Annotated in this window: 16 protein-coding genes and 1 pseudogene; 7 read left to right on the top strand and 10 right to left on the bottom strand. The window is 69.9% G+C overall.

The window, feature by feature from the left end; genetic code table 11:
- Positions 1-22 precede the first annotated feature (22 nt).
- Genes ACIQAC_RS04800 through ACIQAC_RS04810 form a run of 3 tightly spaced genes read right to left on the bottom strand, consistent with a single transcriptional unit; the run spans position 23 to position 2312 of the window.
- On the bottom strand, positions 23-967 hold the full coding sequence (locus ACIQAC_RS04800; protein ID WP_402187012.1) for an ABC transporter substrate-binding protein: 945 nt from the start codon (positions 965-967) through the stop codon (positions 23-25).
- Complete coding sequence (locus ACIQAC_RS04805; RefSeq protein ID WP_402187014.1) at positions 964-1635, bottom strand: ABC transporter permease; 672 nt, start codon at positions 1633-1635, stop codon at positions 964-966. Before ACIQAC_RS04805 ends, ACIQAC_RS04800 begins: the two co-directional genes overlap by 4 nt.
- Entirely contained in the window at positions 1632-2312 is a 681-nt protein-coding gene (locus tag ACIQAC_RS04810; RefSeq protein WP_402187015.1) for an ABC transporter permease, read from the bottom strand. The genes ACIQAC_RS04805 and ACIQAC_RS04810 overlap by 4 nt, the downstream gene beginning before the upstream one ends.
- 204 nt (positions 2313-2516) lie before the next feature.
- Between ACIQAC_RS04810 and ACIQAC_RS04815 the strand changes: the two genes are divergently transcribed.
- Together ACIQAC_RS04815 and ACIQAC_RS04820 are read left to right on the top strand one after the other, a co-directional pair.
- On the top strand, positions 2517-3302 hold the full coding sequence (locus ACIQAC_RS04815; protein ID WP_402187017.1) for an ABC transporter ATP-binding protein: 786 nt from the start codon (positions 2517-2519) through the stop codon (positions 3300-3302).
- A gap of 3 nt (positions 3303-3305) precedes the next feature.
- Complete coding sequence (locus ACIQAC_RS04820; RefSeq protein WP_402187019.1) at positions 3306-4616, top strand: FtsX-like permease family protein; 1311 nt, start codon at positions 3306-3308, stop codon at positions 4614-4616.
- A gap of 217 nt (positions 4617-4833) precedes the next feature.
- Here the strand turns inward: ACIQAC_RS04820 and ACIQAC_RS04825 are convergent, their stop codons facing one another.
- Positions 4834-5406 carry a TetR/AcrR family transcriptional regulator gene (locus ACIQAC_RS04825; protein WP_402187020.1) on the bottom strand — a complete coding sequence of 191 codons (573 nt, stop codon included), beginning with the start codon at positions 5404-5406 and terminating at the stop codon, positions 4834-4836.
- Positions 5407-5637: 231 nt separating this feature from the next.
- On the opposite strand from ACIQAC_RS04825, the gene ACIQAC_RS04830 reads away from it, so the two are divergent.
- Together ACIQAC_RS04830 and ACIQAC_RS04835 are read left to right on the top strand one after the other, a co-directional pair.
- Positions 5638-6495, top strand: coding sequence for an AAA family ATPase (locus ACIQAC_RS04830; RefSeq protein ID WP_402188181.1), 858 nt, complete (start codon positions 5638-5640; stop codon positions 6493-6495).
- Complete coding sequence (locus ACIQAC_RS04835; protein WP_402187021.1) at positions 6492-7856, top strand: VWA domain-containing protein; 1365 nt, start codon at positions 6492-6494, stop codon at positions 7854-7856. Before ACIQAC_RS04830 ends, ACIQAC_RS04835 begins: the two co-directional genes overlap by 4 nt.
- Before the next feature lie 19 nt (positions 7857-7875).
- On the opposite strand, the gene ACIQAC_RS04840 is transcribed toward ACIQAC_RS04835, so the two are convergent.
- The 3 genes from ACIQAC_RS04840 to ACIQAC_RS04850 form a co-directional block, all read right to left on the bottom strand.
- Positions 7876-8577, bottom strand: a complete 702-nt coding sequence (locus ACIQAC_RS04840; protein ID WP_402187022.1) for an SDR family oxidoreductase — start codon at positions 8575-8577, stop codon at positions 7876-7878.
- 180 nt (positions 8578-8757) lie between these two features.
- Positions 8758-9123: a cupin domain-containing protein gene (locus ACIQAC_RS04845; protein WP_402187023.1), complete on the bottom strand. Its 366-nt coding sequence runs from the start codon at positions 9121-9123 to the stop codon at positions 8758-8760.
- Between the two features lie 266 nt (positions 9124-9389).
- Positions 9390-9665, bottom strand: a complete 276-nt coding sequence (locus ACIQAC_RS04850; RefSeq protein ID WP_402187025.1) for a hypothetical protein — start codon at positions 9663-9665, stop codon at positions 9390-9392.
- 70 nt (positions 9666-9735) lie between these two features.
- Between ACIQAC_RS04850 and ACIQAC_RS04855 the strand changes: the two are divergent.
- Together ACIQAC_RS04855 and ACIQAC_RS04860 are read left to right on the top strand one after the other, a co-directional pair.
- A pseudogene (locus ACIQAC_RS04855) lies at positions 9736-9864 on the top strand (IS3 family transposase); the annotation flags it as partial.
- Between the two features lie 136 nt (positions 9865-10000).
- Entirely contained in the window at positions 10001-10336 is a 336-nt protein-coding gene (locus tag ACIQAC_RS04860; RefSeq protein WP_402187027.1) for a DDE-type integrase/transposase/recombinase, read from the top strand.
- Positions 10337-10404: 68 nt separating this feature from the next.
- Here ACIQAC_RS04860 and ACIQAC_RS04865 read toward each other — a convergent pair whose 3' ends face one another.
- The 3 genes from ACIQAC_RS04865 to ACIQAC_RS04875 form a co-directional block, all read right to left on the bottom strand.
- A complete protein-coding gene (locus ACIQAC_RS04865; protein WP_402187029.1) occupies positions 10405-11394 on the bottom strand; it encodes a zinc-dependent alcohol dehydrogenase family protein in 990 nt (329 codons plus the stop codon).
- Between the two features lie 235 nt (positions 11395-11629).
- The gene (locus ACIQAC_RS04870; protein ID WP_402187030.1) at positions 11630-12448 is read right to left on the bottom strand and encodes an enoyl-CoA hydratase/isomerase family protein; all 819 of its coding nucleotides are present in this window, start codon (positions 12446-12448) and stop codon (positions 11630-11632) included.
- A 47-nt stretch (positions 12449-12495) separates the two neighbouring features.
- Positions 12496-12906 (bottom strand): nuclear transport factor 2 family protein, encoded by a 411-nt coding sequence (locus ACIQAC_RS04875; protein WP_402187031.1) that lies wholly within the window; start codon positions 12904-12906, stop codon positions 12496-12498.
- A gap of 237 nt (positions 12907-13143) precedes the next feature.
- Between ACIQAC_RS04875 and ACIQAC_RS04880 the strand changes: the two genes are divergently transcribed.
- On the top strand, positions 13144-13776 hold the full coding sequence (locus ACIQAC_RS04880; RefSeq protein ID WP_402187033.1) for a TetR/AcrR family transcriptional regulator: 633 nt from the start codon (positions 13144-13146) through the stop codon (positions 13774-13776).
- The last annotated feature ends 160 nt before the right edge of the window (positions 13777-13936 follow it).

The following is a 13936-nucleotide window of genomic DNA, read 5'->3' on the forward strand; positions in this document are numbered from 1 at the left end:
CCGTCTAATCCCCCCGGGGGGCTCACTTCAGCAGGCCCTTGTCCTCCAGGTAGGTGCGGGCCACGTCTTCGGCGAGGCGGCGCCAGCTGTCGACCTGCTGGTTCATGGAGGCCAGGTCGGCGGTGGTGAGGACGTCGTTGAGCTTGCCGAGGGCCTTGGTGACGCCGGAGCTGCCCGCACGGGAGCGGTTGACGACCGGGACGACGTAGTCGGCGTTCTGGAGATGCTTGTCGTCGGCGAGCAGCACCAGGCCGAACTCGTCGAGGGTGGCGTCGGTGGTGGTGGTCAGCACCATCTGGTCCTGGCCGTTCTGCACGGCCCGCTTCGCCGGGGTCGTGCCCACACCCTTGGGGTCGACGGCCGTGATGTCGATGCCGTAGACCTTCTTCAACCCCGGTTCGCAGTACGGCCGTTGCACGCACTCGTCGCCTGCCGCGAGCCGTACCTTCAGTCCTGAGGCACCGAGGTCGCTGAGGGTCCTGAGCCGGTGTTCGCGGGCGTAGGCGGTCGTCACGGCGAAGGCGTTCTGGTCGACGGCCCGGCCCGGGGGCAGGACGGTGAGGCCACGGGGTGTGGCGAGCCTGCGCAGTGCCTTCATCGTGGCGTCGAGGTCGGGTGAGCCGACGGGGGGTGCGTCGGCGCCGTTGGTCTTGGCGTTGAGCCAGTCCGCGAAGGTCGCCGCGTACTCCGGGACGACGTCGATCTGACCCGACTCCAGGGCGGGTTCGTACAGTTCGCGGTTGGCGACGGTCAGGAAGGACGTCTTGTATCCGGCCTGGTTGAGCAGCAGTGCGTACATCTGGGCGAGCAGGTCGCTCTCGGTGAATCCGGCCGAGCCGACGGTGAGATGGCGGCTGTCGCCGGGCGGTGCGGTGACCGCGCCCTGGTTCTCCAGGGACGGGCCGGTGGAGCAGCCGGCGAGTGCGGCCAGCGCCAGAACGCCCGCGAGGGACGTACGGACTCTCATCCCGTCCCCCTCACCCAGGCCGGCGCGAGCCGTTCCGCGATCTCGAAGAGGCCCTCGACGATCAGCGCGAACACGGCGACGAGAAGGGCGCCGGCCACCACCTGGGGGGTGCTCGCGAGGTTGAACCCGGCGGTGATGATCCGGCCGAGGCCGCCGCCGCCGGCCAGCGCGGCGATGGTCGCGGTGGCGACGAGCTGGACCGCGGCGATCCGGACGCCGGTGAGGATCATCGGGGCGGCCAGGGGCAGTTCCACACCGAACAGGACCTGCCGGCCGGTCATCCCCATGCCGGTCGCGGCCTGGACGGTGCTGCGGTCGACCTCGCGCATCCCGACGTAGGCGTTGGTGAGCAGCGGAGGGATCGCGAACAGCACCAGGGCGACCACGGTGGGGCCGTCGCCCCAGTCCCCGACCGGGGTGAGCAGCAGCAGCACCAGGACGGCGAAGGTCGGGACCGCGCGGCCCACGTTGGAGATGTTGACGGCGAGGGCGCCGCCCTTGCCGAGGTGGCCGAGGACCAGCGCGATCGGCAGCGCGATCAGACAGCTGACGGCCAGGCAGACCACGGTGAGGACGAAGTGCTGGAGGAGGCGGTGCCAGATGCCCTCGGCGCCGGACCAGTGCGACGCGTCCGTGAGCCAGTCCCAGGTGTCGCTCAGTGTGTTCATCCGCGGGCCGTCCTCGTCCAGGGGGTGAGCAGCCGCTGTACGCCGAGGAGCAGCACGTCGGCGAGGATCGCGATGATCACGCAGAGCACGGACGCGGTGAGCACCTGGGCCTTGAAGTAGGTGTTCATGCCGGAGTAGATGAGGTTGCCGAGGCCGCCGTAGCCGACGATCGCGCCGACCGTGACCAGGGAGATCGCGGAGACGGTGGCGATGCGCAGACCGGCCATGGCGGCGGGCAGGGCGAGCGGGAGTTCGACGGTGAGCAGCAGCCGGACCGGGCCGTAGCCCATCCCGCGCGCGGCCTGCCGGGTGTCCTCGGGGACGGCCCGCAGGCCCGCGAGGATGTTGCGGACCAGCAGGGTCAGCGAGTACAGCACGAGGCCCGCGACGACGAGGGTCGCGGAGAGCCCGTACAGGGGCAGCAGCAGCGAGAACATCGCCAGCGACGGGATCGTGTAGAGGACCGTCGTGAGGGCGAGGACGGGGGCGGCGGCCCAGCCCCAGCGCCGGGCCACCACGGCGAGCGGCAGCGCGATGGCGAGGCCGATCAGTACGGAGACGGAGGTCAGCTGGAGGTGCTGGAGCACCGCGTCGGTGAGGATCTCCCGGCGGGTGCTCAGATACTCGCCGCAGATCCAGTCGTTGTGCGCGAGACAGTCGTCCGGGGGCGCGGCCATGCGTCCATTGCAGCGGCGCTCCGGGACGGCTGCGCGTTGTGGGCACCCGTTCGGGTTCGCCCGGCCGTCCGGTGGTGCGGACCCGGCGTCGGGGTGTCGCTGAGTACACCCTCCGATACGGGTCTTGCGCCCAATGTGGTCCGGCCGCGCTCTCCGTAGCGTCTTCGGTGAGGCACAGGGAGTGCCGCACGGAAGGTGATGACGATGTTTCGCACCGGCTCACGACGCATGCACGACCAGGGACCCGCCGCCGAGGCCCTGCGCCTGGTGAAGGTCTCCAAGACCTACGGCCAGGACGACAGCGCCGTGACCGCACTGGACGAGGTGACGCTCAGCCTGGGGCGTGCGACCTTCACCGCCGTGATGGGACCGTCCGGTTCCGGGAAGTCCACGCTGCTCCAGTGCGCGGCCGGACTCGACCGGCCGGACAGCGGGATCGTCTCGGTGGACGGCACGGTGATGTCGGAGGGCGGCGAGGCGGAGCTGACGAGGTTCCGGCGGGGCCGGATCGGCTTCGTCTTCCAGCAGTACAACCTGCTGGACACACTGACGGTGGCGCAGAACACGGTGCTGCCGCTGAAGCTCGCCGGGCGGCGGGTGGACCGGCGCCGGGCCCGTGAGGTCCTGGAGTCGGTGGGTCTCGGCGACCGGCTCGGGCACCGTCCCGCGCAGTTGTCCGGCGGTCAGCGCCAGCGGGTGGCGATCGCCCGCGCGCTGGTCACCGAACCGCGGGTGATCTTCGCGGACGAGCCGACGGGCGCCCTGGACACCCGCAGCGCGCGGGACGTGCTGCGGCTGCTCCAGGAGGCCGTGCGGGTGCACGGGCGGACGGTGGTGATGGTGACGCACGATCCGGTCGCCGCCTCCTACGCCGACACCGTGCTGTTCCTGGCGGACGGCCGGCTCGCCGGTCAGATGCACGCCCCGACTCCGGACGCGGTCGCCGAGCGGCTCGCGCACCTGGGCGACGACGTGCGTGTGGGGGTGTGACCGATGCTGGTACTCGCTCTGCGTTCGATCCGGCAGCGGCCGGGCCGGTTCCTCGCGACACTGCTGTCCGCGTTCCTCGGCGCGGCGATCATGATGGCGTTCAACTCGATGCACGACACCGCGGGCCAGGCCGGTGTGGACTCGGTGAGTTCCGAGACCCTGACGACCTCGGCGAGCGTGGTGGGCGGTTACGGCAGTCTGCTGGTGTTCTTCGCGGTGGCGTCCACCCTGACGGTGAACGTGCGGCAGCGGACGGCCGAGATGGAGCTGCTGCGCAGTTCCGGCGCCACCCCGGCGCAGATCAAGCGGATGATCGTCGGTGAGGCGGTCGCGGTGGCGCTTGCCGGTGCGGCCCTGGCGATCGGTCCGGGCATGCTGGGCGGCCGGGCGCTGCTGTCGGTGTTCCAGGACAGCGGTCAGGTCGCGGACTCCGTCGGCTACGTCTTCGGTCCGATCGCGCTGATGTCGGGCATCTGGATCACGCTGATCGCCGCGGCGGGCGCGGCCTTCCTCGCGGTACGGCGGGCCACGCGCCGCCAGGAGCCGAAGGGGCGGGGGCGCAAGCTCCTCACCTACGCGGCACTGGGCGCCGGCGGGCTGTCGGCGGTGTCCACGTTCGCCTTCTCGGCGACGGACTCGATGCTGATGGCGCCGCCGGCGTACGGGGCGATCCTGCTCTCCGTCGGTTTCGCGATGACGGCTCCACGGCTGCTGGGGCGGCTGCTGGACCGGTTCGACCTCGCGGGGGCGGGCGGCTGGCTGGCCGTGCGCAATCTGCGGGAGCGGTCGGCCCAGCTCGCCGGGATCCTGGTGTCGCTGATCCTGTTCACCGCGGTGGCGACGGCGACGCTCACCATGCAGGCGGTGGAGAGCGCGCAGGTCGAGGCGTCGGGCCTGGTCAAGTCGGTCGAGGCGAAGACGCTGGAGACGCTGAACTTCACGGTCGTCGGGATCATCGTGGCGTTCGTCTGCGTGATGCTGGTGAACTCGCTGTACGCGGCGACGACGTACCGGCGCCGGGAGTTCGGGCAGCAGCGGCTGGCCGGCGCGACGCCGGGACAGGTGCTGTGGATGGTCGGCTGCGAGACGCTGGTGCTCACCGTGACCGGCCTGTTCTTCGGGACGATCGGGGCGCTCGCGGGGGTCGTGCCGTTCACGGTGGTCCGCGCGGACGAGGCGCTGCCCGGCCAGTTCCTCGGGGTGTGGGCGGCGGTGGCGGCGATCGCCGCGGCCGTCACGGTGGGCACGGGCCTGCTGACGGCCCACCGGGTCCTGCGTTCACCGGCGGTCGGCGCGGTGGGGCTGGCCGCGTGAGGACGCGGCAACACGGAGGGGCGGGTCGCTACGGCGCCCCGCCCCTCTCCGTCTGTACCGGGACCGGCAGCTCGTGCCCGCCTCCGGACGAAAACCCGCACCTCACGAAGCCCGCACCTCACGAAGCCCGCACCTCGCGCCTCCCGCCCCCGGGCGGACACCCGCGCCCACGTCTCCGGACCTCGGGCGGACACCCGCGCCACGTCTCACGAGCCGCCTACGCCACTCCCGCCGCGTCCAGGAGGGTGGTCGCCATCGTCAGGGCCAGGCCGTCCGCCAGGGTTTCCACGCCGGCCCCGGACCGGGCGCTCGCGCCGTCGAAGACGAGGGTGAGCTGGCGGGCGAGGAGGTCGGGATCGTGGGCGCCGCCCAGCTCGGCCAGTTCGCGGAAGGTCGACTTCAGGCGGTCCTTGGCCTCGCGCGACACGACGTGCGCCGGGTGCTCGGGGTCCTTCAGCTCGACCAGCGCGGCCAGGTAGGGGCAGCCGCAGTAGCCCGGCTCGTCGGCCGACTCGGTCAGCTGCCGGAAGACGTAGAGGATCCGCTCGCGAGGGGTGCTCGCCTGCTCCGGGTCGGCCCGGAACCGGCTCTCGTAGCCCTCGATCCGGCTCTTCAGGCCCGCCGCCAGCATCTCCTCCTTGCTGTCGAAGAGCTGGTACATCGACCGCTTGGAGACGCCCGCGGCCCGGCACAGCGCGTCGACGCCGATGTTGACGCCCTCGCGGTAGGTGAGCTCGACGGCCGCGTCGAGCAGCCGGTCGCGCGGCGATGCCTTGTCCATGGTGGCCATACCGCGAGGTTACCGCGCCACGACGGCAAAGGAAACCGATCGGTGTATCACACGGGCCGCGCCACACGAGCAGCGGGGGCTGCGCCGCATCGGGGCCGGGCGCACGCGGACACCGGATGACAGATCCGGTGAACAAGCGCTTAGATAGGTGGTCCGAAACCGTACAGGTGCCTGAATATGTTCGGGCGGCCCGGACCCGTACCGCCCCCACCGCACCGCCGGAGGCCCGTGTTGTTCACTTCCGTCGACGACGTCACCGCCCGCCTCGCCGGGACCGGCTATCTGGCCTCGCCCGCCGTCGCCACGACCGTCTTCCTCGCCGACCGGCTCGGCAAGCCGCTCCTGGTCGAGGGACCGGCGGGGGTCGGCAAGACGGAACTGGCCAAGGCCGTCGCACAGGTCGCGGACGCCCGGCTGGTCCGCCTCCAGTGCTACGAGGGCGTCGACGAGTCCCGCGCGCTGTACGAGTGGAACCACGCCAAGCAACTGCTGCGGATCACCGCGGGGCGCGGCGAGAGCTGGGACGAGACCCGCACGGACATCTTCAGCGAGGAGTTCCTGCTCCCCCGTCCGCTGCTGACCGCGATCCGCGGCGACGAGCCGACCGTGCTGCTGATCGACGAGACCGACAAGGCGGACGTCGAGGTCGAGGGGCTGCTCCTCGAAGTACTCAGCGACTTCCAGGTCACCGTCCCCGAACTCGGCACGATCACCGCGACCAGGCGCCCGTTCGTCGTCCTGACCTCCAACGCGAGCCGCGAGCTGTCCGAGGCGCTGCGCCGGCGCTGTCTCTTCCTGCACATCGGCTTCCCGGACGAGGAGCTGGAGCGGCGGATCGTCCGGCTGAAGGTGCCGGAGATGGACGCGGCGCTCGCCGAGTCCGTGGTGCGGGTGGTGGGCGCGCTGCGCGCGATGGACCTGCGCAAGGTGCCGTCCGTCGCGGAGACCATCGACTGGGCGCGCACCCTGCTGGCCCTCGGCGCGCACACCCTGGACGACGCGGTCGTACGCGAGAGCCTCGGTGTGGTCCTCAAGCACCAGGACGATGTCCTCAAGGCGACCGCCAAGCTAGACCTGGACGCCGTGTGACGGCCCCGGCCGACGATGTCACCGCCCGGCTGACGGACTTCGTCGCCGCGCTGCGCTCGCACGGGGTGCGGATCGGCACCGGCGAGACGGTGGACGCGGCCCGCGCGGTGACCGCACTGGGCTTCGCCGACCGCGAGTCGCTGCGCGAGGGGCTCGCCGCGACGCTGCTGCACACCGCCGGCCAGCGGCAGGTGTTCGACCCGGTCTTCGATCTGTACTTCCCGCGCGGTGTCGGCGGACCGGACACGGGCGCGGTGGACCGGGACGAGCTGCGCGACAAGCTGGTGGCCGCGCTCGCCGCGAACGACACCGCCGCGATGGCCGCGTTGGCGGCGCAGGCGGTGGACGGCTTCGGCGGGTACGGGAGTTCACCGGAGTCGGACGGCTGGTCGTCGTACCAGACGCTCGAACGGCTGCGTCCGCAGACCCTGTTCGCCCGGGTCCGTGACACCGTGCGCGAGGGCGACGGTGGTCCCGGGTTCGTGGACCGGCTCCTGGACGACGAGATCCGGCGCCGTATCGACGCCTTCCGGGCGCAGGTGGCCGCCGAGGCGCGGCGGCGGGTCGCCGAGCAGCGGGGCCGGGACCGGATCGCCCGGCGCGCGGTGGCGCCGACCGCGGACCGGGTGGACTTCCTGTACGCGGGGAAGGACCGGCTGGCCGAGCTGCGCCGCACGGTCGGACCGCTGGCCCGGAAGCTGGCCACCCGGCTGGCCGCGCGCCGGCGCCGGGCCGCGCGGGGCAGCATCGATCTGCGGCGCACGCTGCGGGGTTCGCTGTCGACGGGCGGGGTGCCGATGCGGCCGGTGCTGCGCAGACGGCGGCCGGTCCGGCCCGAACTGGTGCTGCTGTGCGACGTGTCGGGCTCGGTGTCCGGCTTCTCGGACTTCACGATGCTGCTGGTGCAGGCGCTGCACGACCAGTTCAGCAAGGTGCGGGTGTTCGCCTTCGTCAACCGGATCGACGAGGTGACCGGGCTGCTGGAGCACGGCACCGCCGACCCCGAGGGCCTTCAGGCCCGGATCCGCGCGGAGGCCACGCTCACGATGTGGCACGGCAGCAGCGACTACGGCGCCGCCCTGGGCGAGTTCGCCGAGCGCTACGGCGACAGCGCGGTCGGCCCGCGCACCACCGTGTTCGTGCTCGGCGACGCCCGGACGAACATGAGCGACCCCAACCTCGCGGCGCTGCGGCGGATCTCGGCGCGGGCCCGCCGTGTCTACTGGCTCAACCCGGAGCCGCGCGGCCAGTGGGGCACCGGCGACTCGGCGGCTCCCGCGTACGCCGGCCTGGTCGAGATGCACGAGTGCCGCACGGCCCGGCAGCTGGGCGCGCTGATCGAGCGCCTGCTGCCGGTCTGAGCCGCTGTACGGAGCGCCGTTACGCGGAGAGCTGCGCGTAGAAGTCGGCCGGGTCGATGGAGAGGCCGGCCTTCACCTGCCGGGTGAGGTCGTCCGCGAGCACCTCCCAGGCACCGGAGGCGATGCCGTCGAGAGCCTGCGCCGCCACACTCTCGGGCGCGATCTTGGGCTCGGTGATGTGGGCGGCCATGTCCGTGTCGACATACCCGACGTGCAGGCCCGTGACGTCGATGCCGCGCGGCTTGAGGTCCAGGCGCAGGGAGTTGGTCTGCGACCAGAAGGCGGCCTTGGAGGCGCTGTAGGAGCCCGCGATGCCGACCCACGACAGCACCGAGTGGAAGTTGAGGATGTGGCCGCCGCCGTTGCGCTCGATGATCGGGACGAAGGCGCGGGTCACGAGGAGGGGGCCGTAGAAGTTGGTTTCGAACTCTCGGCGGATGTCGTCGACGGGCGAGTCGAGGAAGTTCGCGCCGACCGAGCCGGCGGCGTTGTTGATCAGGATGTTGACGTCCTGCGCCTGCTCGGCGGCGGCCGCCACGGACGCGGGGTCGTTCATCTCCAGGGCGAGCGGCACGGCGTCGGGGTGGGTGACCGTGCGCGGGTCGCGGGCGGTGGCGTAGACCTTCTTGGCGCCCCGCTCGTACAGGGCCTCCACCAGGGCGCGGCCGATGCCTCGGCTGCCACCGGTGACGAGGGCTACGGATCCTTCGATGCTGGTCATGAGATCTCCCGGGGGGGTGGGACGGGGTGGAAACGGCATAAGCGACAGGACTGGCCGCCGGAGCGGCCGGACACACGGGAAACCGATCGGTTTCCTGCTGCTGTGCCAGCGTAAACCGATCGGTTTCCATGTGACAAGTCGGAGCCGTTCCTCCTCGCTCGTCCCTTCCGTCGTCCGGGGTTACTCGTCCTGGGCCCTGGCGTACTCCTTGGCCATGGATCCGGCGAAGTCGTACAGCACGACCTGCTCGTCGCCGACCACCCAGGCGTCGTGCCCCGGCGGCAGCACGAAGACGTCGCCGGGGCCGACCTCGCCCTCGGCACCGTCGTCCATCCGGATCCGCATCCGGCCCTGGACCATGTAGCCGTTGTGATGGATCAGACAGCTCTCGGTGCCCGCGATGGGCGCCACGGACTCCGACCAGCGCCAGCCCGGCTCGAAGGTGCCGACGGCGAAGTCGAGTCCGGTGAGGTGTACGGCCTCCAGGTGGCCACGCGGGAAATCGCGCCGCTCGTCCGGCTTGTCGAGCGTCTTCATCTCGAACATGACGCTCCTCCTTTCCGGCCGCGGAGATGTGCGACCGGGTCCGGTCTCCGTCTCCCGCTCACCGGGCGCGAGCGGCACCGGCGGGGGCCGGGCCCCTCGGGGTCCATCCTCCGCCTCGGGGGACGATGAACGCCATCGGAACGTCAGGCGGGTTCAGCGAGTCAGGCGGGGTGCGGCGACATCTCTGGGACTTCTCTGAAACTTTTGGGCCTGCGGCGGGCTACGAGCCACGCTCCACGGGCTCCACCGACCGGCCACGGCCGCAGCTACGCGAAGATCGCGTCGATGGCAGCGCCGCCTCCGGCGCCGGCCCGGGGCAGGAAATGGGAGTACTTCCGCAGCGTGAACCCGGGGTCGAAGTGCCCCGACCGGCGTGCCAGGGAGACGACCGATTCGCCAGCCCCCAGTTCCTCGGAGGCGAAGAAGTGGCGCAGGGCGTGGAAGCCGTGTTCCCGGGACGGCTCCCACACGCGTGTGCCGTCGGTGCCGCCCTCCTCCAGCGGGGCGATCACACCCGCGGCGGCCAGAGCAGGCTTCCACACAGGCGCCGGACGGCCGTGGACCGGGTCGCCCGGCAGGCGGCCGACCCCGCCTCTCCACCCGGATACGACCGTGCACCATCAATCGGGCGGCACCTACGGCGTCCCCAGGATCTCCGCCGAACTCCGCGACGACGGCGAGCGAGTCAACCACCAGCGGATCGCGCGGGTGAGGCGGAGCATCAGCCTGGCAGGTGTGCGGCTGCGTCGCAGGCACCGCACCACTGTTGCGGACCCGGCTGCGGCGAAGGCCCCGGACCTGATCGGCCGCGACCTCACCGCAGGCGAGCCGAACAGAAGTACGTCGGCGACTCGCACTGGACGGCGGGAGGTTCTTGTTGGCCACCGTCATCTACTTGGCCACCGTCATCGACCTCGCCTCACGCCGCCCGGCCGGCTGGGCGATCGCGGACCGCATGCGCACCGACCTCGTCAGCGACGTCCGGGCCGCTGCCGAACGGACCCGCGGCAGCCTCGCCGACCCGGTCACGCACACCGACCACGGAGCCCAGTACACCGGCCGGGGCTTCGCCGAGTCCTTCAGCGCGACGTTCGAACGCGAGACGCTCCAGGGCCGCAGGACCTGGTCCAGTGAACGCGGCCGACGCCGCACAGCCCGTGTCCAAGGTTCCGGGTCAAGGCCCCGAGAATCTCCGTACGGTTCACTTTCGTGACAGTGACTACCGGCGGCGGCACGCGAGCCGGCAATGGGCTGATGCCCTCCGCGATCTCACAGGAAATATCAGTCGTCAAACACGAAGACGATCTTCCCGGCACGTTCGGTTTCAGCGTGCTGGAAAGCCTGGCGAAAGTCCTTGAGCCGGTAGGTCGCCTCGACCGGTACGTTGAGCGCGGCAGCGTCGAGCAGAGCGAGGAAACTGCGGTAAGCACTCTCCACCTCGGCCCGAGACGCCCTGGTCAGCCAGTTGTAGAACCAGAAGCCCGTGGAACGGACCTCGTTCACGATCAGTGCCTCGGCCGAGAGTTGAGCGGGGCCGCCGGTGAGGGATCCGTAATTCACGGCGTAGCCGCCGAATTTCAGGGCGGAAGACAGTTCCCGCATGCCGGTGTCGCCGCCGAGCGCATCGAGCGCCAGCGAGAGTTTCCTGTCGCCCAGTGCGTCATGGATCCGCTGCTCGAGATCGTCGCCCATGACGACCACGCGGTCGCCTCCGTGCCGGAGGACGGTCTCGGCCGCAGCTTCCCGACGGACGATGTTGAGGGTCTTCACCCCTCGACGCTTGGCCAGTTCGATCACCCACTGCCCCACGGCACCGTTGGCGGCGGTCTGGCCGACCCAGTCTCCCGGCTCCAGGTGGACGAAGTGATCGAGCATGACCTGGGCGGTTATCGGGTTGAGTGGAAGCATCGCCAACTGAAGCGCGTCGGCGTCGCTGTCGATCTCGATGACGTTGTCGCGGCTCGCGACGACCGTGTCGGCCCACGCGCCCTGCTGGTAGGTGGGCAGGACCAGCACGCGATTGCCGACCATGTCGCGTGCGGAGTCACCGGATGCGATGACCCGGCCGACGCCCTCCACCCCGAGATGGTGGTAGGGCAGTTCCGGCCTGATGGGGTATTGACCCCGGATGAGCAGGAAGTCTCCCGGGTTGATCGTCGCCGCTTCCATCCTGACGACGACCTCTTCGACACCTGGCGCCCTGGTCGGCGTTGCGTCGAGTTCAACGGAGTCGACGGGTTCTCCGAAGGCGGTCATGATCAGTCGAGTCATAGGTGTCACCTCGCACGGTCTTTTGCTTCGTCGACGGCGGAGTGCCGGTCGACTTGGAGGTTGCTGCCGAAGCAGGCCCTGCGGGGGCGTACGCACCTTCCGGCACAGGGCCGCACTGGGATACTCGCGACTACTCTCCCGCTCCGCGGCGGACGCGGACAGAGGACTCCGCGGAGGCGCGAGCCGGCGGACGGAAGGCGCGGCGCTCTCGCTGCCGCGCCTCTGCGGTATCCGGTCAGCCGCCGCGGTGAAGCGGTTCCGCCTCGTCCATGAGGTTCTCCTCCAGCGCGCCGGGCTGCTGGAGACCGCGCTCGAACATTCTCTGGGCCCAGCCCTGCGTTTCCGGCAGACCCAGGCCGTTGTGGAAGGCATCGGCCTCCGGCGCGAAGGCATCGTTCTCCGGCAGCGTGATCGCGTCGGTCAGCTGCTTGAGTTCACGGATTGAGCGAGGGAGGAATCCGGCGAGACGATCGACGAACGCATGGACGAAAGTGTCGAGTTCGGCGTCCGGGAGCGATCGGTTGACGTAGCCGTATCGCTCGGCCAGATCCCCGTCGAAGTCGAGGGCGCCGGCTGTGATCTCAAGTGCTCGGCCCCGGCCGACCAGACGGGTCAAGCGACCGATTCCACCACCACCGGGAACAACACCGCCGGACATCTCGAACTGTCCGATACGGGCGCGCTCTCGGCTGGCGAACCGAATGTCGGTCGCCAGCAGGAACTCACTTCCCGCTCCGCGAGCACGCCCCCGAACGGAGCTGACTGTGATGACGGGAAGCCTGCTGAGGCGAATCATCGCGTCCATGAAAGCCCCCTGCCCCGTTGGACCGGCGGGCACGGCGGACGCGTCGTCCGTGAGGTCCCAATGGGCGATAAAGTAGTCGGGATTAGCGCTCTCGAAGAGGATGACGTTGAGGTCGCCATCTCGCTCCGCGTCCTCGATGATGGACCGAAGCTCAAGGACGCTCTGCGAGCCGAACAAGTTGATCGGCGCGTTGTCGAACGACACACGCCACTGCGACGCGGACGGCTTGGTGACCGTGAACTGACTCATGCTGATTCCGATTCCTTGAGATTGGATTGGGTGCCGCGCAACGCGCGCTACCCCTGGTAGAAGCTGTCGGCCGGGACAGCCCCAGTGGCACTGAACCGGCTCCCGAAATCAGTCGAGAACTCAAGCAGTCCTCCGAGCGGACGCTGATGCACCGCGATGTGACTGATCAGGCCCTCGGCGTTGCGCGTGATGACGGTGGCACCCTTCAACTCCGTGCCCGAGGGCGTCGTTCCCTCCCACTGTAGGTAGGTGGCATCGCCCAGAACGGCCGACGGAGCCGTGAACTCCATCCGCGCGTAATAGTCGGATACGGCGATCATCAGCGCCTGAACCGTTTCCCGCCCCTTTACAGGCCGGTACAGGGCTGCCGCTTCAAAGATGACGTCCTCCGCAAGTTCATTCTTTGGCGTCGGAGGCCAGGTAGTTTCTTTCGTCGCGTCGTTTTGCTTCTCGCTCATGAGTCTGACCTTCTCCGTCGTGGACACGAACGGGGTGTAGGGAATAGCAGCCGGGGAATTGCAGGTCCTGCGCCCCGCTCACCGGCTTTCCTCTTCCGACGGTACGCGCGTCCGCACGAAAAGGGAAACCGATCGGTACCCTAGATGTTGTGACCTGGATCACAGCTAAAAAGGGGCCGATGACGCGACCCCGGGGAATATTTTGCATAATTAGGTAACGAACGGTACCGTCACAGCATGACTGTGACAGGAACCGCTACGGGCGGTACGGTGAGCCCGAGGCAGCGCATCATGAGGGCAGCGTCCAGCCTCTTCTACAGCCGGGGCATCAATTCCACCAGCATCTCGGATGTGGCCGACCGGGCAAGCGTCTCGAAGCGGACTCTTTACCAGCTTTTCCTCAGCAAGGACGTGCTGGTGGCCGCGTATCTGGAGACGGGAGTCGGGTATCTCGAGCCGGGCAACAACGAGGGCAGGTTGAACGACCCGTCCCTGTCCCCCCGTGAACAGCTGCTGGCACTGTTCGACCGGCCGCCGGAAGACCCACACTTCCGCGGCTGCCCCTACCACAACGCGGCAGTGGAACTGTCCGACCGAGACCACCCCGGGCTGCCGCTCGTCATCGAGCACAAGCGCCAGTTTCTCCAGCAGGTGGTCGACGCGGCCCGTCGGGCCGGCGCCCGTGAACCCGACCGTCTCGGAAGACAACTCGCCGTGCTGTTCGAAGGCGCCATGGCTCTCACGGCATCGCTCGACGACTCGGAGGCGTTCGAGTTCGCACGCACAGCCGCCGAGGACATCCTCCGTCACGGTCTGCCCCGCGATCACCCCGGCCAGGCGCCTCCGGTTCACCAGTCACCGGAGCAATGAAAAAGGCGTCGGGCGCGGGACCATCGTCCGCTGACCGTTGAATGACAGCTTCATGACATTGAGCTGCGACGGTCGGGCCATGCTTACGATCGCAGACGGGCGACGGCGGCTCGCCCTCCGACCGATTTCCGGCGCAGCCGTCCTGCCCGGCGGATTCACC

The sequence above is a fragment of the Streptomyces sp. NPDC088387 genome, from assembly GCF_044753385.1.
In the GTDB taxonomy this organism is placed as follows: Bacteria; Actinomycetota; Actinomycetes; order Streptomycetales; family Streptomycetaceae; genus Streptomyces.